At 51.4% G+C, this 21,853-nt stretch carries 23 protein-coding genes and 1 tRNA gene; 6 read left to right on the forward strand and 18 right to left on the reverse strand.

What is annotated here, in order from left to right; all coding sequences use genetic code 11:
- Positions 1–183: 183 nt before the first annotated feature.
- From HNR45_RS03780 to HNR45_RS03795, 4 genes are all read right to left on the reverse strand, one after another.
- Positions 184–762, reverse strand: a complete 579-nt coding sequence (locus HNR45_RS03780; protein ID WP_159822675.1) for a LemA family protein — start codon at positions 760–762, stop codon at positions 184–186.
- 9 nt (positions 763–771) lie between these two features.
- A complete protein-coding gene (locus HNR45_RS07370) occupies positions 772–1,746 on the reverse strand; it encodes a DUF3137 domain-containing protein (protein WP_221417799.1) in 975 nt (324 codons plus the stop codon).
- Between the two features lie 207 nt (positions 1,747–1,953).
- Positions 1,954–2,682 (reverse strand): twin-arginine translocase subunit TatC, encoded by a 729-nt coding sequence (gene tatC, locus HNR45_RS03790; RefSeq protein ID WP_200841493.1) that lies wholly within the window; start codon positions 2,680–2,682, stop codon positions 1,954–1,956.
- Positions 2,679–2,879: a Sec-independent protein translocase subunit TatA/TatB gene (locus tag HNR45_RS03795; protein WP_024048106.1), complete on the reverse strand. Its 201-nt coding sequence runs from the start codon at positions 2,877–2,879 to the stop codon at positions 2,679–2,681. Before HNR45_RS03795 ends, tatC begins: the two co-directional genes overlap by 4 nt.
- Before the next feature lie 228 nt (positions 2,880–3,107).
- On the opposite strand from HNR45_RS03795, the gene HNR45_RS03800 reads away from it, so the two are divergent.
- From HNR45_RS03800 to HNR45_RS03820, 5 genes are all read left to right on the forward strand, one after another.
- The gene (locus tag HNR45_RS03800; protein WP_024048107.1) at positions 3,108–4,280 is read left to right on the forward strand and encodes a hypothetical protein; all 1,173 of its coding nucleotides are present in this window, start codon (positions 3,108–3,110) and stop codon (positions 4,278–4,280) included.
- A gap of 70 nt (positions 4,281–4,350) precedes the next feature.
- Positions 4,351–4,425 (forward strand) — tRNA-Gly (locus tag HNR45_RS03805).
- A 215-nt stretch (positions 4,426–4,640) separates the two neighbouring features.
- Complete coding sequence (locus HNR45_RS03810) at positions 4,641–6,062, forward strand: DUF2254 domain-containing protein (RefSeq protein ID WP_159822679.1); 1,422 nt, start codon at positions 4,641–4,643, stop codon at positions 6,060–6,062.
- 1 nt (position 6,063) lies between these two features.
- Positions 6,064–7,716 (forward strand): DUF3329 domain-containing protein, encoded by a 1,653-nt coding sequence (locus HNR45_RS03815; protein WP_159822681.1) that lies wholly within the window; start codon positions 6,064–6,066, stop codon positions 7,714–7,716.
- 61 nt (positions 7,717–7,777) lie between these two features.
- Positions 7,778–8,998, forward strand: coding sequence for a M48 family metallopeptidase (locus tag HNR45_RS03820; protein ID WP_159822683.1), 1,221 nt, complete (start codon positions 7,778–7,780; stop codon positions 8,996–8,998).
- 44 nt (positions 8,999–9,042) lie between these two features.
- Here the strand turns inward: HNR45_RS03820 and HNR45_RS03825 are convergent, their stop codons facing one another.
- From HNR45_RS03825 to HNR45_RS03865, 9 genes are all read right to left on the reverse strand, one after another.
- Positions 9,043–9,891 carry a PfkB family carbohydrate kinase gene (locus tag HNR45_RS03825; protein ID WP_159822685.1) on the reverse strand — a complete coding sequence of 283 codons (849 nt, stop codon included), beginning with the start codon at positions 9,889–9,891 and terminating at the stop codon, positions 9,043–9,045.
- A complete protein-coding gene (gene yfbR, locus HNR45_RS03830; protein ID WP_159822687.1) occupies positions 9,888–10,487 on the reverse strand; it encodes a 5'-deoxynucleotidase in 600 nt (199 codons plus the stop codon). Before yfbR ends, HNR45_RS03825 begins: the two co-directional genes overlap by 4 nt.
- 1 nt (position 10,488) lies before the next feature.
- A complete protein-coding gene (locus tag HNR45_RS03835; protein ID WP_159822689.1) occupies positions 10,489–10,980 on the reverse strand; it encodes a SixA phosphatase family protein in 492 nt (163 codons plus the stop codon).
- 2 nt (positions 10,981–10,982) lie between these two features.
- Entirely contained in the window at positions 10,983–11,351 is a 369-nt protein-coding gene (locus HNR45_RS03840) for an ArsR/SmtB family transcription factor (RefSeq protein WP_371712915.1), read from the reverse strand.
- On the reverse strand, positions 11,348–12,097 hold the full coding sequence (locus HNR45_RS03845; protein WP_159822691.1) for a hypothetical protein: 750 nt from the start codon (positions 12,095–12,097) through the stop codon (positions 11,348–11,350). Before HNR45_RS03845 ends, HNR45_RS03840 begins: the two co-directional genes overlap by 4 nt.
- Positions 12,098–13,633: a DUF2157 domain-containing protein gene (locus HNR45_RS03850; RefSeq protein ID WP_159822693.1), complete on the reverse strand. Its 1,536-nt coding sequence runs from the start codon at positions 13,631–13,633 to the stop codon at positions 12,098–12,100.
- A 56-nt stretch (positions 13,634–13,689) separates the two neighbouring features.
- Positions 13,690–14,136 (reverse strand): universal stress protein, encoded by a 447-nt coding sequence (locus HNR45_RS03855; RefSeq protein WP_024048181.1) that lies wholly within the window; start codon positions 14,134–14,136, stop codon positions 13,690–13,692.
- A gap of 74 nt (positions 14,137–14,210) precedes the next feature.
- Complete coding sequence (locus HNR45_RS03860; RefSeq protein WP_159822695.1) at positions 14,211–14,708, reverse strand: universal stress protein; 498 nt, start codon at positions 14,706–14,708, stop codon at positions 14,211–14,213.
- Positions 14,709–14,721: 13 nt separating this feature from the next.
- Positions 14,722–15,207 carry a universal stress protein gene (locus tag HNR45_RS03865; protein ID WP_159822697.1) on the reverse strand — a complete coding sequence of 162 codons (486 nt, stop codon included), beginning with the start codon at positions 15,205–15,207 and terminating at the stop codon, positions 14,722–14,724.
- A gap of 232 nt (positions 15,208–15,439) precedes the next feature.
- Between HNR45_RS03865 and HNR45_RS03870 the strand changes: the two genes are divergently transcribed.
- Entirely contained in the window at positions 15,440–16,783 is a 1,344-nt protein-coding gene (locus HNR45_RS03870) for an esterase-like activity of phytase family protein (RefSeq protein ID WP_159822699.1), read from the forward strand.
- A 630-nt stretch (positions 16,784–17,413) separates the two neighbouring features.
- On the opposite strand, the gene HNR45_RS03875 is transcribed toward HNR45_RS03870, so the two are convergent.
- The 5 genes from HNR45_RS03875 to purD all read right to left on the reverse strand — a co-directional run bounded on the left by HNR45_RS03875 (position 17,414) and on the right by purD (position 21,847).
- Entirely contained in the window at positions 17,414–18,178 is a 765-nt protein-coding gene (locus HNR45_RS03875) for an amino acid ABC transporter ATP-binding protein (protein ID WP_159822701.1), read from the reverse strand.
- 9 nt (positions 18,179–18,187) lie between these two features.
- Complete coding sequence (locus HNR45_RS03880; protein WP_159822703.1) at positions 18,188–18,841, reverse strand: amino acid ABC transporter permease; 654 nt, start codon at positions 18,839–18,841, stop codon at positions 18,188–18,190.
- Positions 18,842–18,912: 71 nt separating this feature from the next.
- Positions 18,913–19,713, reverse strand: coding sequence for an amino acid ABC transporter substrate-binding protein (locus tag HNR45_RS03885; RefSeq protein ID WP_159822705.1), 801 nt, complete (start codon positions 19,711–19,713; stop codon positions 18,913–18,915).
- Between the two features lie 303 nt (positions 19,714–20,016).
- Positions 20,017–20,544: a DUF456 family protein gene (locus HNR45_RS03890; protein ID WP_159822706.1), complete on the reverse strand. Its 528-nt coding sequence runs from the start codon at positions 20,542–20,544 to the stop codon at positions 20,017–20,019.
- A 25-nt stretch (positions 20,545–20,569) separates the two neighbouring features.
- On the reverse strand, positions 20,570–21,847 hold the full coding sequence (gene purD, locus HNR45_RS03895; protein ID WP_034437032.1) for a phosphoribosylamine--glycine ligase: 1,278 nt from the start codon (positions 21,845–21,847) through the stop codon (positions 20,570–20,572).
- Positions 21,848–21,853: the final 6 nt, after the last annotated feature.

The following is a 21,853-nucleotide window of genomic DNA, read 5'->3' on the forward strand; positions in this document are numbered from 1 at the left end:
ATTGACTTTCGTAAATTTATAATTACAAAAATCTTTTGTTTAGCTACATTATATTCCTTATATATATTTTTGCAATGTTTTTTCTCACATCTTTTTTGTCTATTCTTTTTACAGTTTTCAACAAAAAACTTCCAAGATTATTACAATCCCAGAAGTTATCCCCTATATTTTTACTTATTCTAATTATTTAACGTCGTAGTCAAATTCATTGATCGATCTTTTGCTGTCTATGTTTTGTTCTTTAAGAAATTCCATTTCTTTCAATCCTTTAGATTTTGCGACAACTGATTTAGGAAACGACACGATTTCTTGATTTATTATGCTGATATTGTTATTGACGATTCTTTTCGCAGCTGCTAATTGTTCATTTTCGTCGCTGATTTCATCTTGTAAATTGATGAATTCTTGTGATGATTTAAGGTCCGGGTAGCTTTCAGCAAGTGCAAATATTTTGCTGATTTCTTTGTCTTGGTTTTGTATTGTGGCGTTGAATTCTTTGATATTTGCATTTTGGCGAAGTTGAATTACATCTGAAAAAGTTGAGGCTTCATGTTTTGCGTATGATTTGGCTACTTTTATCATTTCACAAATTGTGTCGTATCTTTTAGCTAGTGCAATGTCCACGTTTTTCTTGGATTCGTCTATTACGACTTTGTATCGGTTAAATCTATTCGATGTTTTTACCCACCAAATTAATACTATTAAAATGATTAATGCAATTATTCCAATTGCTGTGAATTCCGAATTTAAAAATCTGTCCATAATTTCTCCTTATAATTTTTCACCTATTATATCTATTAGAGAGTAAAATCCAGATAATTTTTCTCTAACTTTTTCGTATTCTGTTGAAAGCGACAATTCATCAACTTGTTTTTTCGTTTGTGGTAAAGCAAATAAAAATGCATTTGATTCAAATGATACGGAGATGTATTGTTCATTCATGTATAAGCACACTCTCATTTTTTCTTTCCAATCGTTCAATAACTCTATAATTTTAGGATCTAAAATTAGTCTTGTGTAGAAATCATCTGTTGAATATATTGCGTATGAGTTGTTAAATTCAATGGATTCCGTCTCAATTTCTTTTTCTATTTTGGTTTTCTTTCCGTAGCTTCCATGATTTCTTACCCCAAGTACTTTACCTTTTTTTATGGGAACTACTCTTATGTGTCCATTTATTTTAGTGTCAAATTTCGCCATCAAAACCTGTCCACAAAAATCAATAGTTTGTCGTGTGTGTCCTTCACTATCTTCAGTTTCTGTGTATGCTTGCATATTAGAAAACTCTGTTTTGTAATCATCACCAAATACTATGTGGCAGTTTCCAAAATAATACTGAGAATCAGGAACCAACCTTTTCATTGCTTTCAAATCAATTTTCTTAGAATAATCAATTGTTGTATCAGGCAAGATTTCATTCAACACTGGTAATAGGAAATTATCAATGTAGGATTTTGCAAGATCATTTCTTCGTTGTTTTCTTCGTTGTTCTGAATATTTTTCCCCAAAATACACTATAGCAGCCATTACAAGAAGCGAATAAATATCTAGCATCGCGCGCATCGCGCTTAATGCAATAAATCCGAACATGGCACCTATAACTAATACAAATGGATTAATAATGTTGTTCTTCATTCCATTTTTTACTAAAAGTAGTTTTGATTGCATTTGTGGAGAATTTTCTATTTGTTCAATTCGTTTTACGATTTCGGGATTGGTAAATTTATCCCTGTATTTTTTCCTCACTTTTTTTCCTTTCAATCACTTTAATTGCACTTCTTTCATTTATAATTATACCCGTATAATTATACCCGATTATTCGCGAAAAATAAGCTATTTATACGAATTTTCGATATTTTTACAAATATTTTACATGTATTTATTTACGAAAAAAATCGTGATGACAGAAGTATCATTTACTTCTACCAACACGATTTATTATAGACCCTTTTTTTATTTGTGTAAACCGTAGCGAATAATCAATCGGCTGATTTCGTATAAAAGCAAAATGGGAATGGCCAGCAGCGTTTGCGAAACCAGGTCGGTCGTCGGTGTAATAAGCGCCGCCGCGATAAACGCCAGCAAGATGACAAAGCGGCGTTGCGCTTTGAGCCATGCGGACGACACCACATCCATTTCAGCAAGCGCCAAAAGAACCAGCGGCAAATTAAACACGAACCCGAACGGCAGGATCAGCATCAACGCGAAATCCAAATAACTTTCCATGGAGATCAGCGGTTGCACCGTGCTGTCGCCGAAGGAAAGAAAAAAATGCAGCCCCTGCGGCAAGACAACGAAAAAGCCGAACGCCGTTCCCGCTAAAAAAAGCAGTAGCGAACCGGGAACCAACAGCGCCAGAATCGCGTGTTCTTTTTGCGTAAACGCCGGCACCAAAAACGCCCAGAATTCATAAAACAACACCGGCGCGGCAAAGACAATACCCGCCACCATCGCCACTTTAACATAAATAAAAAATGCTTCCGCCGGTCGCAGATAATACAGTTGGCCCGCAGGCGCCGTGATGAACGCCACAATGAAATCGATGAAACAGCCGCTCACCGCCATGCCGACCACGGCCGCCAGAATGGCGCGGATCAGCCGCCGTCGCAACTCCCCGAGATGATCGATCAGCGTCATCTCCTGCGGATCGGCGAAGCAGGCCGCGGAGGTCGCGCTTTTCATTCTTTCGGCGGTAACGACGAAGCGACGGTAACGTCTTTATGCGCTTCTGCGGTCGTTTCATTGCCGTTGATCGCGTCTTTAAATTCGTGCATGCTTTTGCCCATCGCTTTACCGATTTCCGGCAGTTTACCCGGTCCGAACAACACCAGGCCGATCACCAAAATTAAGATAAGTTCAGGAATGCCCAAGCCGAACATAGTAAACCCTCCTTTGATTTATGGTACTTGGTTTCCTTCTGAGGATACAGAGTCAATATCGTTTTACGGTGAAAAAATCTTTTAAAATTTGTAAAATTCAGTTTCAAAGAGCGATTTCCGTAATTTTGCGTATTTTTACCGAAACCCAAACAAATTATAAATAAACCTCCTTTATAGTTACGTTTATCTATGGACGAATCCATACAGGGTAACAAAGGAGGAATTACTATGTCTACCGAAGAAATGCACGCAACGCCCGCGACAATGTCGCGCCGCGGCTTTTTGAAATTGGCCGCCGGCTCCGCATTGGGCGCGGCCATGCTCTCCATGCCGTCCTTTGCATTGGCGCGCGAGCTGGAAGTGAAATCGCGTCAGCTGAAACCGGTCATGTACGACGCGATTCCGCAAAACGCCATCGCATGCGGCCAACAGGCGCCGCTGATCGAAGGTTGCTACCGTTCGATCCTGGGTTACGCGGAAAAAATTCGTGATGCGGGACTGCGGCGCGAAGTCACCGACCTCATCCAAAATCCGGCGCTGCGTTTCTTGCAGGAATACAGTTCACCGGCGGCGCGTCATCGCATCTACACGCAGCTGGCCAACCAAGGCTTGGTCGATACCGCAAAAACCGACGAGGCGCATTTCTTCCCCGTCTCCGACGGCAAAATTCAGGAATTCCGCACGGCGCCGGGCAGCGGTTACGGCAGTCACCATCCGTACCCTGGCGGCTTGGCTACGCACGTCAACGCCAACATGCACATCACGGAAGCCGTCTGCAATACATACCGGGATGTTTTCATGTATAACGTCAATCGCGACATCGCATTCGGCGCGGAACTTCTGCACGATATCGCGAAGCCGTTCGTTTTCGCCTGGCAGAAAAACGGCCGTTCGCTGCAGGAATATACGATTGCGGGCACCGGCGCTCACCATATTTTCTCCATCGCGGAAATTATTTACCGCGGTTTCCCTGCGGATTTCGTCGTCGCCCAGGCTTGCGCACATGAAGCGCCGAACTCGGCGAAAGGTAATGAAACCGTCGCCGGCTGGCTGAAAGCCGGCGCAATGATCGCCGGTAAAGATCCCTTCGCGTACGGTTTGTTGAACAAAACCGGTGACGGCATTCGTGACCCGCACCGTCAGGAAGGCTACATCGTTCACTTGGGCGACCATGACTGGGTGCTCTCTTCGCCGGCCGCGCAAAAGAGCGTGGCGATTCTGAAAGAAATCGCCAAACGCGATTACGGCATGAGCGCTGCCGATCTCGAAGGCGCGCGTTTCAACCACTTCCGCAACTATATCGGCTCGCAACTTTCCTACATGTTCCTCAACATGCTCGCCGCGGAACCGAACGGTGAAAAACTTATCGCGGCCCAGGTCCACAAAGTCATTTTGAAATAATGGAAAAGCGTCGCGACGCTTACCTTCACTTGGTAGAGGACGGTAAATATGCTATAATATGTACCGTCAAGCGGGTGTAGTTCATCGGTAGAACGTCAGCTTCCCAAGCTGAATGTAGAGGGTTCGATTCCCTTCACCCGCTCCAATTTTATATTGATTCCGATGACGTTCAAAGCTCCCGATTCCGGGAGCTTTTTTGTTGCGCAAACGTGCCATGTTTCTTTTGCGGCGCCAGGAAAGGCTTCCTTCCCGATACATTCGCGCCGTTCATCCGGCAGAACGCGCCGTCAGTGGTATAATAACGGTAAGAATTATTTGTTTTAATTGGCGCGTAAAGGATTCGGCAAAGGCGGTACCATATTGACTACATTAAAATTTTTCAGTTGGCTGAGGCAACCGCGCAATACCATTTGGTGGCAACCCGCCAAAGGCGCACTGTTTGTTATCGTATATGTCATCGCGGTGCTCGTCAGCACACGGTATCTGCCGACCAACTTGTTTCCCGATATTCCGTCGCGCACGATCGATGGCCTGTTGACCATTTTGGCGTCAAGCATGCTGGCGGTCACCACGTTTTCTCTTTCCATTATGGAGAATGCGTTTTCTTCCGCGTCACGCGGTGCGACCCCGCGTTCCGTCGAACTCGTCATGGCGGACGACAGCACCCGACTCGCCATCGCCAGTTTCATTTCGACATTTATTTATGCCATTATCACAAAGATCGCCTTAGGAAGCGGTTCCTTCGCGCAAAACGGCCGCTTCCTCTTTTTCCTCAGCACGATTGTCGTCATCGCCTACCTGATTGTTGTACTGATCCGCTGGGTGCAGGTACTATCAACACTCGGACACTTGGGCGACACGATGGGTAAGGTATATGCCAAAGCGGCAGAGACCATGCGCCGTTATCGCAGTCTGCCTAACCTCGGCGCCACATGGGTGCCGGCTAAAGACGCGCTGCCGGACGCGCATTTTATTTGCGCCGAGACCGGTCAGTTCGCGCAGCTTCATTTGGACCTTTTACAGGAGTGGGCGAAAAAACATGACGCGCATGTTTTCATTCGCTTGAATCCGGGTGACTTTCTGTATCGAGGCGAACCGCTGGCGGATATTTACCTGAATGACGGTTCGAACTCGTTGACGGAAGAAGATCTGTCGCTTTTACGCAGTTTCTTTATCGTTAAGCCGACGCGCAGTTATGAACAGGATCCTCGTTTCGGTTTTATCGTCTTAAAAGAAATCGCGCAACGCTCAATTTCCCCCTCGATGAACGATCCCGGTTCGGTGATAGCGGTGATGAATCTGATGGCGAAATTGCTGCTGGACGCTACCGCGCCGCGCGACAACATGACCGTATACGATCGCATCGGCATACAACCTCTGCAGGAAGCGGATTTCATCTATCGTTCCTTTGACGGCATCATTCGCGACAGCGACCAAAATGCTGGTATATCCATGCAGGCGTTGCACATTATGTATGCGGTTTCGCGCCATGCTCCCGAGGAAACGATTCGCAAAGCGGCGCGTATTCAGGCGCGCTTGATTTTAGAACACGCACGCCGAACATTCAGCGCCCGTCAGGATTTGTTTCGCGTGGAAAGCGCCTATGTCCGATATTTTCCGGATGATACGCCGATCGAAGCCTCCTCGTATTTTCCCGATGACGAAGCGGCGGAACGTCAAAAATCATTAGCGGATGCCGACCTGACGGCTCTTTTTGAAGAGCCGCGTGACGAAAACGATCGGACGAAAACGATCGACAGTAAAGTAAAACAAAGGAAATAATATGAACCGAACTTCTTCTCACTTATCTTGGTGGCGTCGCTACGGCGGCTGGTTGCTGCTTGGCGCTGCGTTTATCTACATGTTCGCTCTGAACAACTGGACGCCTTGGCACCGCGATGATTATGAGTACGCGCTGATTTGGCAAACGCTGGTGCCGATCGAAAGTTTTCATGACGTCATGACATCCCTCGCGCGTCACTACCAAATGCACGGCGGACGCATGGTCGCTTTTTTTGTGTTGGATAATTTTTTGCGCTGGCCCAAGATTTGGTTCAATATTGCCAACGCGCTTTGCTTCATTTTGATGGCGCTCGGTCTCAGCTGGCATAGCGCGGGACGTATTGAAAAATCACCCGCGCCGGTGCGCATAGCCGCCGTACTGCTCGCGCTTTGGTATACGCTGCCGCACTTTGGTGAGGTGGCAGTGTGGATGTGCGGTTCGACCGTATATTTGTGGACGATGACTATCATGGTCTGGTTTCTTTTGCCGTACCATTTTTCTCTGCGTCCGACACGAACGCTTGCCAACAGTTATTGGGCGGCAGGCGCTATGTTTTTACTCGGCATTCTCGCCGGTTGGGGCGAAGAAAACGCTTCGCTTGCGACCATCGTCGCGGCGACCGCGGTGACGCTGTACAGTTGGCGTAAAGGTCAGCGGTATCGCTGGCAGATCGCCGGCGTCGTCGGCAGCGTACTCGGTTTTATCGCGCTGGTCGTCGCGCCCGGTAATTTTGTCCGCGTGGCGGAGGTGTCCGCTTCCATCGGCCGAAGGATCGGCAATCAGTTCGCGGGAAACGGCGAGATGATGCTCTATATTTTGCCGCTGATTTTCATGTGGATGTTAGCCTATCGACAAATCGCGATATCGCGTTACGGGCGCAACGCGACAACGCCATCCGGCTCGAAGCGTCCGCTGTATATCGCCGGCGCTCTCGCGGCGGTACTCGCGGTGTCATATGCTACCGACGGTTTTGTCGGGCGTTGGTTTGGCGACGGCTTAATCGCAATCGTTCACGCGCTCGGTTTGCTCAAGCCGAAAACGGTGCACCTTCTGCAAAATCTCGGTTCCGGCGTCGAGGAGATGGGGCTTTACCTCTTACTTATTTGGCTCGTGTATCGTCTTTTGCGCCGCCGCCTCATGCTCACACCGGCGGTAACGAAAACCGCCGGCTGGCGGCTGACATTCCGCACGCTTTGGAATCAATATCCCCCCGTGCGCTTTTTATTGATTACCGCAGCGCTTGCCGCCGTCAGCAATCTCGCGATGCTCGGCGCGCCGACTTTTCCCGCTCGTGCATCGATGTTCGCCGTGCTGTGCCTGATCGCCGGCACGGTCGGTTTGTATGACGTGCCCGTGGTTCGCCGCGCATTCGCGCGGGAACAACGTTTCGTTGTCGGTATCGTTTTGTTGATTACGCTGCCGTTTTTGCTCGGCACATTGTATTTCACCGTGAGAATTTACGAAATCGATCAGGCGCGCATGGCCTATATCCGCGACGCGCGAGCGCAAGGCTATACCTCCGTCGAGCTCGAGGCGCTTCCCTTTACGCAGCGCATGCTGCGACATATCTTCTATGTGGAACTCGATAACGGCGTTTCCCAATACGGTTTGAAACGCTACTACGGTTTGGAGGAGTTAACGATCCGCAAATAAAAAGAAAAACAGCATGCTATAATGGAAAAAAATGATTCTTTATTTCGAAAGGAGTGGACTCATGTTTCCTGCATTTCGTAAATATACCGCGGCGTTCCTCGCCGCGTGTTTCTTAACGATGCCGCTGGCGGCGCCGGTGGAGGCTTCGTGGGGCGGTATCGGCGCCTCCGTACTCAAAGGCGCGGTAGAAATGGGCATGATTCGCGAGCAATTGCGCGAACTTGACGAAAACGGCCAGGAAGAAGTTCTCGCCAACGCCAAAGAGCAAAGCGGTTACTATGATAATGCCGCCTATCAGGAGCGCGCCCAACGCATTTTGGATTCCCTTGTGAAAAGCGGCGTGCCCAAGCGGAAGTATGTCATTTTTGTGAACCCCTCCGATGATATCAATGCGTACTGCACGCTCGCTGCCGTGCTTTCCGTCAACAAAGGCACGCTGGACGTGCTGGACGATCAACAGCTGGCGTTTGTCCTCGCCCATGAAGTCAGCCACGGCGAAAATCGCGACATCGTCAACGGCGTAACCAAAAAGCTCAGTCTTGCCGTCGCCGGTTCCACCGTTCTTTCCGGCGGTGATTCATCTGCCGTCCAAACGCTGCTGATGAATTTAGGTCTGAACTATATCAACAACGAAGTATTCACGATGGGTCAGGAAAAAGCTGCGGATGACCTTGGTTTTACCATTCTGGAAAAAACGGATTACAATCTCGGCGGCGCTCCCGCCGCGATGCGCGCGTTATTGAAAAAATACGGTCCCGGTTTCAATGACGGTATCACTCGCGTTATTGCGCCGAACTCGCATCCGCGCAACGAATCGCGCGTTACGGAAGCGGTCAACCGCATGCAGGCGTATTCCGGTAACCGCGTCACCGTCAAAGGCGCCGATGTGATCGTCAACGACAAGACCGTATTGACACCGATCAAAGTCGGAAATTATGATGCCGAAACACGCGCGTACTACGTTGCGGGTCGCCTGGCGCGTCTTTTCCATGATCATAAAATGCAACCGGCGCGATTGGACGGCGGCTCGATTTACGTGGGCAACCAATCGCTGTACACCCTTTCCTCCGGTGAAGACGGCAACGCAATCGTCAATCGTTTGAACGCGGCCGTTACCCCCGAAGCGAAAACCAAAGAAGAAAAAATTGACAAAACATCCGAGAAAATGAAAAAGCCAGACGCAACCAAACCGGCGCAAGACGTTAAAAAGGCCGCGCCGAAAAAAGCTTCGGAAGGCAACATTAAAGATCGCGTCAACGCGATTCTCGGCCGCAAAAATTAAATACCAAAAAAGCGCTTACCGCGGTAAGCGCTTTTTGTTTGCTCTCATTCGTCTGCCGTCCATTTTTTTACCGTCGCTTGCAACGCGCCGCGAAGTACCAAGCCGTTGCCTGCGTTGCTTTTCTGCGCTTGCGTTTCACGCAGTGCGAATTCAATGAATCGCGCCGACGTCTTCACCGCCTGCGCGAGCGACTCACCGCGCAGCAACACCGCGAGCAGTACCGCATTGAAATAATCGCCGCTGCCGCTGAAATTCGGTGCCAGGCGCGCAAAATCGACAGCGCCCGTGTGACCGTCCGCCGACCGATAATAAGCGGTTCCGACGTTCGCGTCAAGATTTCCCACGCCCGTGATGACGCAGGCTCTTGCTCCCAACGCGCATAAACGTTTGAGCCATTGCGGCGCGACGCGTTGCTCACACGCGGGATCTTCCCCCAAAAGCAACGCCGCTTCCGTCCAGTTCGGCGTAATGATATCCGCCACCGGCAAAAGCGTGCGCATTTCCGTGACGAGTTCCCGCGGCAATGTGGGATACAAGGCGCCGTTATCCCCCATCACGGGATCCACCAGAATAAACGAACCTTGCGCGCGCCATTTCGGTAACGCTTGTCGCAGCAACGCAAATTGTTCCAAACTGCCGAGGCTGTCGATAAAACCGGTCGCCACCGCGGCAAACGTGAAACCCTGTTTCTCCCAAAGCGGCAAGGTCCGCCGCAGATGTTCCGTCAGCGGAAAATAGTCATAGTCTCCGTACTCGAAACTGTGGCTCATTACCGCCGTCAGCAATCCCGACACGGGATAACCGAGAGCGCGCAAAATCGGCTCCAGCACATTCATATTCGACGTACCATGCTCGATATAGTCATTGATTAAAAGAACGGGCCATGGCGTCATTTTTCTTCCTTCGCATTCGCATTGAGCGCGTCCAAGGTCAGCATGAAGCTCGGCGCAAAGATCGCGAGAAAATCATGCACTTCCGGTACGGGCGACTGTTCCAATTTTTTACGAATCGTCGCGTACGCTTCATCAAACTCCGGATTGCCCGCGGTGCGTTCCTCAACGCATTTTAAATAGGCGCTGAGCGTATCCGCCGCCTTCGCCAATTCCCACAGGGGATCTTCTTCCGGCGTCAAAATACACGCCCGATACGCGTCGCGCAGGTCAGCGGGCAACGTGGCGAACAATTTTTCCACGGCCGCCTGCTCGATCGTGCCGTACATCGCACGAATATCTTCATTAAAATATTTGACCGGCGTCGGCATATCGCCGGTGAACACTTCGCTGACATCATGGTACATACCGAGAACGGCCGCCCGTTCCGGATCGACATGACCGCCGTAACGGACATTGCGAAGTACCGCCAGCATATGCGCGATCATCGCCGTCTGCAAACTGTGTTCCTGAATATTTTCCGGCATCGTGTTTTTCATCAGGCCCCAGCGCTTGATGAATTTCATCCGTGCCAAATAGGCAAAAAAGTGACTGTGCAATTTATTTCTCCCACAATGACGGCGTCAAATACGCCACCAACTTTGATTTTTTGCCGCGGCGCAAATCGATGACCGCGACGCTGCTTTGTTTGAAGGAAAGGCTGACCCCGGTCAGTCCGTACAACCACGCTTCCAAAAACGGTTGATGACTAACGAAGAAGACATGCTCGGGACCGCCGGAGGCCGTCAGATTGATCAGATGATTATCAAGCGGCTCCCAATTGTCACGCGCCAACGCATACAACGTCCCGCTCGTCACATCGGCAGCCGCGCGACCGTCGCGCAAAGTCCGCGCCAAAATCTCGCCGGTCTGTTGCGTGCGCACCAGCGGACTCAAATAAATTCCGACCGCCTGATCCGGCAGCATTTCCTTCAGGTGGCGTCCCATTTTTTCCGTTTCCGCGATGCCGGTATCCGTCAGCGGACGATGAAAATTGTCCAACGCCGCCCGTTCTTTGACGGCATGACCATGGCGCATCAAATACAGCCGCATGGCTACTCCTCTCCCCGATGCGCGGCATGGTTGAGGCCCTGCTCAAGCAAGTGCACCACGTGCGCGTCATCCAAAAAATAGCAGGCATTTTTACCGATTTTACGAAAATCCACCAAGTGCGCCTGGCGAAGAATGCGCAGCTGGTGACTGACCGCGGACGCTTCCATATCAATTGCTTCCGCCAGCTCGTTCACGCAACACTCGCCTTGCCAAAGCACACGCAAAATTTTCAGCCGCGTCGGCTCGCCGAGCACTTTAAAAATATCCGCCAACCGTAGTAACAGCCGGCGTTTTTCTTCCGTATCCAACGTGCCCGCCAACCAAGCCGCGGCTTCATGCGACAATGCGTCCGTACTTGTATTCACTTTCACGCTTTCTTTGCTCCTTCTGTTGTAGGGATAATTTCAACGGTCGCCGGCGCCGCGCTCGTCTGATACCAACCGGAAAGCGGATGTCCGTCCACATACACTTCCGTGATCACGCCGTGACCGTCCGCCAATTTAAATTCCGCGATGATTTGATGCCGCGGCACGGAAATCGGTTCAGCGACGGCTTTATGTCGGGCAATTTCCGCGCGCATATCCGCCGCTTCCGGTGATGCTTCCGCGCGCGCCAGCTCCGCTTCTTTTTGCTCCACCTGTTCCGGTGTCAACGGATCAAACGCCATGAATTCATCCCATGGCAGGTCCTGTAATTGGTAACCGGGTAAATAGAAACGCATGAACGGAATGGGGAAGGATACCACGCCATTATCGACGCCCCAAGCGATTGTTTTAATATAATCGCCTTGCGCCGGTTTTTTCAGATCCGCGCCCTTCACCATCAGCATACCGTTTTTATCGTGCGCCACGGCGACGTAAATCGTTTCTCGATTCTCCGGTAAGTTTTCACCGAGCCATTTGGCTCTGCTTAAAGGTTCCGCCACAAAGGGGTCGATATTTTCCCGTAAACGGATACGGACATAATCATCGCGCGTACCGGCGATCATCGCGGGCGATTGGTACGTGATCCCGTTGTTCAATACTTCTTCAAATTGACTGCGCTCGCTGAAGATGACCCCCAACTGCACCAGCGCGAGGACGAGAAACGCGAGCAGGTATTTCCATTTGGTCGCCATTTATTTATCCTCCTCTTGCGTATCGCTGTGCCAAGTCGGTCGCGGCGGTAATGACGGCATTTGCGGCGGGCGACGCGGCGGCAACTCCGCGCGCGAAGTCCGCTCTTTCGTTGTCGTCTGTTCGTTAACTGTCGGCGACGTCATCGAGCCGCGCACGCGCGGCGGCCGCACCGATGCTGCCGAATGATCCTGCGCAGGCGCGCTGCGTCGAGCCGCTTCCTGCCGACGAGCGCGACGTACGCGTTGGTTCGTGTGTTCCCGTTGCTTGCGTTGCCATGTGGCCATCGCCAAATGCCCCGCCAAAATCAACACGCCCATCACGATGAATGCCGTGCCGCGCTGCAGCAAGGTGAACGACTCATCACTGAGCCGCACCACAATAAAGAGCGCTAGCAAAAGCAGCGCGCCGTCCGTCAGCCAAAGCGAACTGCGGCGCAAACCGTTGATCAGTAACGCGATAACCCCGCCCAAGTAGTAAATCATAAAGACAATGGCCAAAAATGTGTAGCCGTAACCGAGTGCCGCAATAAAGGTCGCCAGCGTCACGCACAAAGGCACGGCCGCGACCGTCACCAGCATATACTCGCGACGTAACATCAGGCGCCAGCAAAGCACGCCGGTGGCAAATAGCAGCAATACCAACACAACGATGGGCAACACCTGCGGTATCGCGCGGGATATGCCCACCCACAGCGAGCGTTGCGTAGCCAACAGCACGCATACCGCCAGCGCGCCGCCGCCCAATATGCGAAACGGCATGCCCCAGCGGATTTGTTTGCCGACCATCGCCCCGACGAGAAACGTAAACGCGGCAATGATCGTGGCGAGCGCCAAACTGACAACCGCGACATCCGCCAACGCCACCAGCGCGGCGTAGAAAATCGTCAACGCATAAATCCAGCTGAAAATCAGCAGCGAAAGTTCCCGGAAACCGTCACGATACAAAATGTAAAAATACGGTGCGGCGAGCGCCAGCCAAATCCATACCTGCTGCGCGCCGAGCCACGCGTTCCTGACGCCGAAAGAGCTCACAAACATGCCCGTCAAAATCAGATAGATCGACGCCAATGCCGTCGAGCGCACAATGTACACCGCGGGCAAGAGCAGCGCAAGCGACCAAATCGTCCACGCGATCTGATTCCACTCCGATAGTTGATAAATATCGCCCGCGAGCTGTAGCGCTCCGGGAATCGCAATCCCCAAAAACGCGCCGGCCGCCTCACGCCAAGCGATCGACTTCGGCTCGAGTAGCAACACGGCCGCCACCGCCAACTGCGCCGCCACCGCCAGCGCGACTACCCAGTTAAAGCGCACGCCGTGCGCCAGCGAGTACCATTGATTGGATAAAATCAACAGCGCGCCGAACGCGACCAATACCGCCGCGAGCACCAGCCAAATAATCCGGCCCCAGCGCAGACCCGGCGCCGCCACTTCACCGTAGCGGGCGCGCAAACGGTCGGCCGCCTCCGGCGTCAAAATCCCTTCGCTTACCCATTTGGGAAGCTCTTCATATAGCCAGCGAATACGTTGCTCCATAGGATCCCCCAAGTATTCTTTCTACTAAAAAAACGGACGGTTGCCCGTCCGCTTTCTTATTTTACAATCAAAACCGGGCATTTCGCGTGGCTGACGATGTAACTCGAAACCGAGCCCATGAAAATGCCTTTCAGCGGCCCTAAGCCGCGGCTTCCCATGACGATCAAGTCCACGTTGTATTTTTCGGCGATCGCGGACAAAGTCGGTCCGGGAGAACCTACTTCAAAAATGGTCTTGACCGGAATATCCGCCGGCACCATACGAACCAATTTTTCCAGAATCTCTTTCCCTTTTTCTTCCAGATCCTCGGCCATCTGCTCGCTGACATAGCCGGAGCCGCTGGGAATTTGATCAAACCCCGAAATCACCGATACCACATTCGCCACATGGCAAATCAAGAGTGTTCCGCCGGACAATTTCACCAGCTCGATGGCATGCTGTAACGCGCGCACGCCGTTTTCCGAGCCGTCGGCCGGTAACAGCACTTCATTAAAATGGATCACAGTCCGCACCCCTTCCACCGTTTCATGTGTTGATTAGTTTTACTCATTATAACACAGCTCACGGTGGCCGGCGTTTATTTTACTACCAAAACGGGACGCGTGGCATGCTGCAATACGTATTGCGATGCCGCTCCCAAAACCAAACCTTTGACAGAACCCAAACCGCGACTGCCGATCACGATCAAATCCGCATTCAGTTCATCCGCCACCGTTAGAATCGTTTCCCGTACATCGCCGACGGCGAAAAACATGCGCAGCGGAACATCTTGCGGGAGCGTTGCCGCTTCGCGGCGTAGCCCCTCACGAACCTGCGCCATTTGATGCTCCGGCAAACCCGAGTCGACGCGTTCTTCCGCATCCGGCGTACGGCTTACTTCGACCACGCCCGAATACAAACGCTCCCCGGCGCCCCGGCCGATCAGATTTCCCGCATACAACCGATCTTCCAACACGGTCAACAATTGCAGCTCCGCGCCGAATTTCATCGCCAGCTGCGCAGCTTCATGAAGTGCCCGACGGGCGTTTTCAGAACCGTCCGTTGGCACAAGAATACGTTGCCAAGAACTTTTCATTGTCATCCCTCCGTCACTGTTTGATAACCAATACCGGCACTTCCGCGTGTTGCACCACGTAGGACGAAACCGAGCCGACCAACATGCTCGCTAATGTTCCCATGCCGCGACTGCCCATAACGATCAGATCCGCCTTATATGTGTCCGCCATTTTGAGAAGATCTTCCCGCGGCGAGCCGACCGTATACGCGATTTCATAATCGATTCCCGCCGGTACATGATCTTTCGCCGTCGCCAAAATCCGGCGACCGAATTCTCTCTGGTAATCCGTCGTTTCTTTCAATTTGGCTTCCGTATCCGGCTTGTAGTCAACACGATCATCCGCTTCGCTCCGCGTGCGCGGCGGTTCAAACCAAGCCGTTGTGAAGTACTGGATATCCATAATATGAGTAAGAATCAACCGGCTGCCGAATTTCTCCGCCAAGGTCACTGCGGCCTCCAATGCAAGCTGGGCATGATCCGAACCGTCCAGTGCCACCAGAATCGTCTGATATCTCATTGCTATCCCTCCTTCATATAAATTTAATAACCTTTCTCTTTTCATCATATAGCGGTCCGGGTGGAACGTCAAGCCGAGCCAACGCGGGCAGGCATCGGCTCGTTGTGCAAAAAGTATCGTTTTTATTTTATCTGCATGTAAAATTTTTCTTTACTTTGACACAAATCCGTTTGGAAATTGACAACATCGCTCTATGCTTAGAGCGTGAAACAAAAGGAGGAATATCAGAAACATGATGAAACGTACTTTTTTGTGGAGCGCGGTTGCGCTCAGCCTGCTTGCCGGAAGCGTTGCGTTTGCCGCGCCGACGCCCGCCATTGATCGTTATACCGTAGAACTGCCCGCTCACGAATATCTCACCGCGCCGGGTCAAACGAAACATGCCATCCCCCTCGGCTATGGTTCGGCCTTGACCTACAAAGGAACGACTCCTGACGGCGCGATTGAATTTTACGGCGTCACGGATCGCGGCCCGAATTTAGACAGCGTCCAATATCATGACGGCGATCAAAAGCTCAGCAGTAAAATTTTCCCCGTTCCCGATTACGCGCCGCGCATCGGCGTCATTCGCGTCAAAGACGGGAAAGCGACGGTCGTTTCATCATTTTCTTTGAAAAATAAAGCAGGCCAAGATATCAGCGGTCGTCCGATACCGCAAGGCGCTCTTGGTAATACCGGCGAAATCGGCTTGGATCTGCAGTTCCGGCCGCTCGCCTATGACAAAAACGGTTTGGATCCGGAAGGACTTGCCGTCGATGCGCAAGGTCACTTCTGGCTGACCGATGAATACGGCCCGTTCCTTATCGAATACGACAGACAAGGTCGCGAACTTCGCCGCTTTGCTCCGGGCCAAGGCTTACCGAAAATTTTACAGGAACGTCAACCCAACCGCGGCGCGGAAGGTTTGGCGATCACTCCCGCCGGCAAATTAATGGTGATGGTACAAAGCACGCTCAACGTCGGCGGCAAAACGAAAAACGTCGCCAACTTTACCCGTCTCGTTCTCGTCGATCCGAAATCGGGCGACGTCAAAACATACGCTTACCCGATCACGCCAGGCTCTTATAAAAAGAACTCCGCGATGAAACTCGGCGACATCGCCGCCATCAATGATCACCAATTCCTGGTCATTGAGCAGGGTAAAGACGCGCAGGGAACGATGCAAAACCGCATCTACAAAATCGATATCGCGAAAGCGACCGATATTACCGACATGACGTCCGGTCAGAACGCGCTGGAAGCGGATCAAGACGCGCTCGGCAAACTTTTCCAACCGGTGCAAAAAGATCTTTTCCTCGATCTCCGTCAGCATGGCTGGACGGTGGAAAAAGCGGAAGGTATCGTGCTTTTACCGGATAAAAAGACGCTCGCCATTGCAAATGACAATGACTTCGGCATCGCTCTCAAAATCGAAGGCGCCGCTGCCGGTCAAGATGATATTACGGAATATACTTACGATGCCAACCAACAAATCCTCCGCGGCGCCGACGGCACGCCGACCCGTATTCGGGCGACGATGTCCGAAGGCCCCGACCCCTCGGTGTTGTGGCTGATCCACCTGCCGCAACCGCTTTGATAACCAGGTACCCCCTTGTAGGCCCGGCCGTGCAGAATCGACACCGCGCGGCCGGATTGCTATGTACGCGCATTCCCCTTTCTTTCTCCTTTTCTAAAGAAAATACATCGCAAATGCGGTGTATTTTCTTTTAGGGAATATTCGTGTGCGTTCACTCCGCAATTTCGTCCGATGACGCTTGATTTTCACATTTGACATATTGCAGCATTTCCTCTACACGACAACAAGGAGCTGATTTTGGCGTTTTGGTCTCGTCTCCGTGGCAACTCAGATTGCAGGAACGAGTTATCCACGTTAAATATCGGCTCTGTTTTTATTGTCTGTGAATCTTTTCAAATCATACATCTTCACATTTGACACTTTGCAGCATTTCCTCTACACTACGAGCATAAGAAGCTGCTATCGATGAGGTATCAGTTACGGCGGAGCGATCCTCCCCGGCTGGTTTAAGCCCGGTAGCGGCTTCTATTTTTGTTACCTGCCAATTTTTTCAAACTATATTTCCCGTAAGTTCCTACCGCCTTGCATCGTCATTGTATACGCCCGAAAACGCGCAAATGCTCCGCGCACTTTCTTTCCATATCGTTTTTACGCAAGCAAAAAGCCCCGTTATAACGGGGTTTTTTATTTTTATCGGTTGCCGATCATGGACGCGAGAAACGCCTGCGTGCGTTCACTCCGCGGGGCAGTGAAAATTTGCTCGGGCGTACCTTCTTCTTCCACTACGCCGTCAACCATAAATAAAATCTGGTCGGCGACCGAACGGGCAAAAGCCATCTCGTGCGTCACGAGAATCATCGTGAGTTTTTCTTCCGCGAGCCGCTGAATAGTTTTTAAGACTTCACCGGTAAGTTCCGGATCCAGCGCGGACGTCGGTTCATCAAAGAGCATGATTTGCGGCTCCATCGCCAAGGCGCGGGCAATGGCGACACGCTGCTTCTGCCCGCCGGAGAGTTGGCTCGGATACACATCTTTTTTCGTGTAAAGACCGACGCGTTCGAGTTGCGCTTCCGCCATCGGCAAAATGTCCTGTTTTTTCATGCCCTTGACAATTTGCGGCGCGATCATAATGTTATCCAATACCGTCATGTGCGGGAAAAGATTAAACTGCTGAAAGACCATGCCCATTTTACGGCAAATCTTTTGAATTTCTTCCGGTTTGGCATATACGCTGCCGGCTTCGCTGTCGGTCGCGAGCGCTTTACCGTCGACCAAAATCGTGCCTCGGTCAATGGTTTCCAAGTGGCACAGACAACGCAGAAATGTGCTTTTGCCGCTGCCGGACGGACCGATGACCGAGGTCACGCCGCCGCGCTCGCGCAGCAACGTGCAGCCGCGCAAGACTTCTGTCGTACCGAATTTTTTGTGGATATTTTCCATTTCAATAAAAGCCATACGTGCCTCCTAATCTTCGTACACAGCGAAGTGTTTTTCCAGTCGCGTTAAAATTTTCGTCAGGAAGAACGTACAGATGAGGTAAATCACGCCCGCCACGAAAAACGCGGTCGTATCGAAATCGCGCTGCACGACGCTGCGTGTCAGTCGCATCAAATCGTCCATCGCGAGTACATAGACCAAGGACGTATCTTTCAAGAGAGTAATGGTTTCGTTACCGACCGGAGCGAGAACCCGTTTGACGACCTGCGGCAAAATGATGTAACGCATCGTTTGCGGGTACGTGAAGCCGAGCACCTTGGCCCCTTCATACTGACCGCGGCTGATGTTTTGGATGCCGCCGCGGAAAATTTCCGCAAAGTACGCCGCATAGTTGGCGACGAACGCGATCAGGGCCGCCGTAAAGTCCCCGAACTGGATGGAAACGCCGGGAATGAGCGGCAATCCGTAATAGATGAACAGGATCTGCAGCATCAGCGGCGTACCGCGCATAACGTAAATATAGGCCGCCACGAGTTCGCGGATCGGTTTCCAGCTGCGCACGCGGAAAATCGCCAGCAAAACGCCAAGCGGTAACGATAAGACGATCGTCAGGAAAAAAATTTCCGCCGTCACCTTTAAGCCCGACAACAACGTCGGTAAAATTGAAACAATGTAATCCATTTTCTATCCTCTCTCAGCAAACAGGCCGGTCATCCCGGCCTGTTTTTACTTGGTTATGCGCTTTCCTTCGCTCAGTTCATGACATCTTTGCCGAACCATTTTTTGGAGATCTTCTCTCCCGTTCCATCGGCTTTGATTTCACCGATCGCCCGATCAATCGCCTTTTTGAGTTCGGCGGAATCTTTACGCATGCCCACGCCGTATACTTCGGTCGCCAAGACCTTCGGCAATTCATAGAAAGTATCCGGTTTCTTCGTCATGTAGTAACGTCCGACAACGCCGTCCACCAACACCGCATCAATACGGCCGATTTCCAAGTCCATCAACGCATCCGTATAGACCGCATACAGGCGTAATTCTTTAAAGGAATTTTTCAAATCCGGCAATTTCGCCAGCGCGTCAATTCCCGTGCCGCCTTCCTGCGTGCCGACAATTTTACCAGCCAGCGAATCTATATCCTTCAAATCCGCGCGGGATTTCAATGTAACGATAATCTGATCATTGTGCATGTAAGGTTCGGAGAAATCGATTTTTTCTTTACGTTGATCCGTAATCGTCAGCCCGTTCCAAAGAAGGTCAACGCGTTTGGCGGTAAGTTCCGCTTCCTTGCTCGCCCAATCAATCGGTTTGAATTCCATTTGTATGCCGGTACGTTTACCGACTTCTTTCGCCAGCTCGATATCAAAGCCTGTCAATTCGCCTTTTTCATCGCGGAAGCCCATCGGCGGGAAATTATCGTCTAAGCCGACAACGACTTTCGTCGGTAATTTTGTGTCCGCTGCGGCCGGTTTCGCATCGTTACCGCAACCTGCCAACACGCCGACTACACCGAGACCGATTAATGCTGTGACTGTCATTTTTTTCCAGTTCATGAGAATACCTCCTATACGTGACTTTTCTGTCATAAATAATTTTGCATTTTATTTTTATATCATTTCGCGGGTCGCATGATGTCGCGCACCACCCGCCGTTTCCAACGCTCGCTCGAGCGCTACTACCGTGCCTGAAAAACGATTCAAGGCAATCCGCCATCGCATGTGACCACACTCCTTTATCTGATGATATGACTATAATACTTTACTTTGATAAAAAAGTAAAGAGATAAATTAATTTTTCTAAAAATTTTTTTGTATTTAAATTTTTTGCACAAAAAAAGAATGCCCTACGGCATTCTTTTAATGGATCGTCGCGCCTGTCTGCGCAACAATGGCGATGAAAACCACCGTCGTTAAAACAAAAAGTGAAATCACCACTTTGAGTCCCGTCCCGATCAGTTGCGCTATCGCGGCGCTGATCGCTACCGATTTCGCGGCCTGCTGATCTTTATGCTCATAATAAACGGCCGCATAGGTGGCGACAAACACGCCGATGACGACGCCGATCAGCGAGCCGACAATCGGCAAGATGCCGCTGCCTATGATGCCGCCCAAAATACCGCCGCCCACGGCGATCATTTGCGTTTTCCAGCCGCGCCGCTTACGCCGCACACCGATCATGCCCGCAAGGAATTCGATGACTTCCCCCAAGACGAGCGCGCCGACCAGCAACGCGACCGCCGTCACGGAAAATAAACGAAAACCGTCCAGCAGACCGAAGCCCACCAGCACCAGCATCATAGCGTAGTTGCCCGGCAACCCCGCCGCCGTCGCCGCGATGCAGCAAATCAGGAGAAAGACGAGGATAAATACCAAGATTGTGTTCACAGTTCGTCCCTCCCGTCACGCGCACTTATTTTTGCGTACGCAATAATTCTTTATCGGCAATATCCGTACGAAATTGCATGCCGTCAAATTCAATTTTCGAAAGAGCCTGATAGGCGGCTTCTTTCGCTTCCGCCAACCCGGGGCGTACGGCGACAACGTCCAAGACTCGACCGCCGTCGGTAAAATACGAGTCATCGATATGACGCGTTCCCGCGTGAAAGACGAGCGCATCCTGCGCGGCCGCCTCGGCAAGCCCCGTGATGCGATCACCGCGGTACGTTTTGCGCGGATAGCCGAACGATGCCGCCACTACGCACACCGCATGCGCGTTCAGCCAACGCAAACGCACCTGATCAATATGTCCCGTGCAAATTTTTTCCATGATATCCGCAAGATCACTGTCCAAAAGCGGCAACAATACCTGCGTTTCCGGATCGCCGAAACGGCAGTTAAATTCCACCACTTTCGGCCCGTCCGCCGTGATCATCAACCCCGCGTATAATACGCCGCGGAACGGTGATCCTTCCGCCACGAGAGCGGCCGCCGTCGGTTTCAAAATTTGTTCCACCGCGGCTTCGTACACCGCGTCCGTCACCACCGCGGCCGGCGCGAACGCGCCCATGCCGCCGGTATTCGGACCGCGATCATCGGTCAACAAACGTTTATGATCCTGCGCGGGAATCATGGGGATGACCGTTTCCCCGTCGACGAATGCCAACAGGCTCGCTTCTTCGCCGACCATGAATTCTTCAATAATAATTTTTTCACCGGCGCTGCCGAACGCGTCACCGGTCAACATGGAGTGAATCGCCTCCACCGCGTCTTCATACGTCTCCGCAATGACAACGCCCTTACCGGCCGCCAGACCGTCCGCTTTGATTACATACGGCGCCTGCATTTCATCCAAAAAGGCAATGGCTTTATCGGCATCGGTAAAACTGCCGTACGCCGCCGTCGGAATGTGGTAACGAGCGAAAAGATCTTTGGCGAACACCTTGGAACTTTCAATGCGCGCCGCCGCCTGCGTCGGGCCGAAAACGAGAATTTCCCGTTTTGTGAGCACATCGACGATACCGTCGGCCAACGGTCCTTCACTGCCGACCACGACGAGATCCGGCGCCTGCATCGTAATAATATCCGCCAGTTCCGCCGTGCTGTTCCAATCCAACGGCAAATATTCCGCCACTTCATGCATGCCGTAACGACCGGGAACGGCCACGATTTCGCTGACGCGTTCACTCTGCGCAAGCTTCCAGGCGAGTGCGTGTTCACGACCGCCGTTACCTACCAAGACGATTTTCATACCATT

Source organism: Negativicoccus succinicivorans (assembly GCF_014207605.1).
Classification (GTDB): domain Bacteria; phylum Bacillota; class Negativicutes; order Veillonellales; family Negativicoccaceae; genus Negativicoccus; species Negativicoccus succinicivorans.

Bases quoted from the DNA above. Each gene is read 5' to 3' on its own strand.
- HNR45_RS03780 (WP_159822675.1), bottom strand. From the start codon at position 762: ATGGACAGATTTTTAAATTCGGAATTCACAGCAATTGGAATAATTGCA.
- tatC (WP_200841493.1), bottom strand. From the start codon at position 2,682: ATGAAAAGCGCGACCTCCGCGGCCTGCTTCGCCGATCCGCAGGAGATG.
- HNR45_RS03795 (WP_024048106.1), bottom strand. From the start codon at position 2,879: ATGTTCGGCTTGGGCATTCCTGAACTTATCTTAATTTTGGTGATCGGC.
- HNR45_RS03800 (WP_024048107.1), top strand. From the start codon at position 3,108: ATGTCTACCGAAGAAATGCACGCAACGCCCGCGACAATGTCGCGCCGC.
- HNR45_RS03815 (WP_159822681.1), top strand. From the start codon at position 6,064: ATGAACCGAACTTCTTCTCACTTATCTTGGTGGCGTCGCTACGGCGGC.
- HNR45_RS03820 (WP_159822683.1), top strand. From the start codon at position 7,778: ATGTTTCCTGCATTTCGTAAATATACCGCGGCGTTCCTCGCCGCGTGT.
- HNR45_RS03825 (WP_159822685.1), bottom strand. From the start codon at position 9,891: ATGACGCCATGGCCCGTTCTTTTAATCAATGACTATATCGAGCATGGT.
- HNR45_RS03835 (WP_159822689.1), bottom strand. From the start codon at position 10,980: ATGCGGCTGTATTTGATGCGCCATGGTCATGCCGTCAAAGAACGGGCG.
- HNR45_RS03845 (WP_159822691.1), bottom strand. From the start codon at position 12,097: ATGGCGACCAAATGGAAATACCTGCTCGCGTTTCTCGTCCTCGCGCTG.
- HNR45_RS03850 (WP_159822693.1), bottom strand. From the start codon at position 13,633: ATGGAGCAACGTATTCGCTGGCTATATGAAGAGCTTCCCAAATGGGTA.
- HNR45_RS03860 (WP_159822695.1), bottom strand. From the start codon at position 14,708: ATGAAAAGTTCTTGGCAACGTATTCTTGTGCCAACGGACGGTTCTGAA.
- HNR45_RS03865 (WP_159822697.1), bottom strand. From the start codon at position 15,207: ATGAGATATCAGACGATTCTGGTGGCACTGGACGGTTCGGATCATGCC.
- HNR45_RS03870 (WP_159822699.1), top strand. From the start codon at position 15,440: ATGATGAAACGTACTTTTTTGTGGAGCGCGGTTGCGCTCAGCCTGCTT.
- HNR45_RS03875 (WP_159822701.1), bottom strand. From the start codon at position 18,178: ATGGCTTTTATTGAAATGGAAAATATCCACAAAAAATTCGGTACGACA.
- HNR45_RS03880 (WP_159822703.1), bottom strand. From the start codon at position 18,841: ATGGATTACATTGTTTCAATTTTACCGACGTTGTTGTCGGGCTTAAAG.
- HNR45_RS03885 (WP_159822705.1), bottom strand. From the start codon at position 19,713: ATGAACTGGAAAAAAATGACAGTCACAGCATTAATCGGTCTCGGTGTA.
- purD (WP_034437032.1), bottom strand. From the start codon at position 21,847: ATGAAAATCGTCTTGGTAGGTAACGGCGGTCGTGAACACGCACTCGCC.